The sequence below is a fragment of the Microbacterium sp. 69-10 genome (assembly GCF_001897945.1).
Classification (GTDB): domain Bacteria; phylum Actinomycetota; class Actinomycetes; order Actinomycetales; family Microbacteriaceae; genus Microbacterium.
Genome location: NZ_MKRT01000024.1, coordinates 43,065 through 44,572, shown reverse-complemented (window position 1 = coordinate 44,572; position 1,508 = coordinate 43,065). Strand labels below are relative to the sequence as shown.

The window sequence follows — 1,508 nt, the reverse complement described above, 5'->3', positions numbered from 1 at the left end:
CGCGCTGATGCTGGCCGTGCTGATGACGCGACGGCTCCACCTCCGCGGCCTGTGGCGAATCCTGCTGTTCGTCCCCGCGACCATCCCCATCGTCGGGTCATCCATCGTGTGGGGCATCGCGATGCGCCCCGACGGTCCGCTGAACGCGATCCTGGATGCCCTGGGCCTGGGCAGGCAGCCGTTCCTCACGTCGTCGACCCATGCGCTCGCGTCCATCATGCTCGTCGCGACCTGGGTGGGCGTGGGGTACTGGATGCTTTTCCTCATCTCCGGCATCGAGGCGATACCCGACGAGTACTACGAAGCGGCGCGGCTGGACCGCGCCGGCCCGATCCGGACCTTCTTCCACATCACGCTTCCGATGCTGAAGCGTCCGCTCCTGTTCGTCCTCGTCGCCGACACCGTCGCGAACTTCGTGCTCTTCGTGCCGATCCAGATGCTGACCGGCGGCGGGCCGCAGAACTCGACGACGATGCTCATGTTCGATGCCTATCGCACGAGCTACACGTACAGCGACAAGAACCTCGGTGCGGCACAGGTCATCGTGCTGACCCTCATCATGCTGATCTTCGTCGCCGCGCAGTTCGCGCTGCTGCGCGAGGACGAGAAGGGAGGACGGAATGGCTGACCCGGTTCCCGCATCCGTGCTCGGCGCTCCGCGTCGAGCACCGCGCTGGGCGCGGAGATCCCCGCTGGCGACGGCGATCGCCGTGCTCGTGTGCATGGTGTTCGTCCTGCCGGTGCTGTGGCTGCTCGTCGGCTCGCTGCGCCCCGCCGACGAGATCTTCAGCTCCCTCTCGCCCCTCAGCTGGCGCATCCTCGTCCCCTCGCAGGTGACCTTCGAGAACTTCGCCGGACTGCTGCTCGGCCCGTTCGGACGCGCACTCGTCGTCTCGCTGCTCGTGTGCCTGATCTCTGTCGCGGTCGGAACGGTGCTCTGCGCCCTCGCCGCCTACGCGGTGGCGGTGCTGCGGTTCCCAGGCCGGGGGATCGTCTTCGCAGTGATCGTCGTCGGCTTCATGATCCCCTTCGAGGCCATCGCGATCCCCCTCTCGCAGCTGTTCACCGGATGGGGCCTGACGAACACGATCATCGGTCTGGTGCTGCCCGGCATCGGGAACGGTCTGGCGGTGTTCAACCTCCGCCAGCACTTCCTGTCGATACCGGCCTCCTATCGGGAAGCTGCGATGATCGACGGCGCCTCGGAGCCGCGAATCTTCGGCTCGATCTACTGGCCGCTCGGCGGTGGCGCCCTCGTCAACTCGGCCCTGCTGATCTTCCTCGGCCAGTGGGGATCGTTTCTGTGGCCGCTGCTCGTGGTGTCGGATCGGAGTCTGCAGGTCGCGCCGGTGGCGCTCTCGCAGGCGTTCGGAGAGCACACCTCCAACTTCGGGCAGCACTTCGCCGGCGCCGTCATCCTCTCCCTGATACCCGCTGTACTGATGTTCATCATGCAGCGCTCGTTCGGCGGACTCTCGATCGCAAGCGGGGAGAAATGACCACGATGA

The 1,508-nt window shown here is 66.3% G+C and carries 2 protein-coding genes; both read left to right on the top strand.

Annotated elements, in window-relative coordinates; all coding sequences use genetic code 11:
- A partial coding sequence (locus BGN97_RS11150) for a sugar ABC transporter permease (RefSeq protein WP_292701324.1) occupies positions 1-628 on the top strand: 628 nt, incomplete at its 5' end.
- Complete coding sequence (locus tag BGN97_RS11145) at positions 621-1,499, top strand: carbohydrate ABC transporter permease (protein ID WP_292701322.1); 879 nt, start codon at positions 621-623, stop codon at positions 1,497-1,499. The genes BGN97_RS11150 and BGN97_RS11145, both read left to right, overlap by 8 nt.
- The last annotated feature ends 9 nt before the right edge of the window (positions 1,500-1,508 follow it).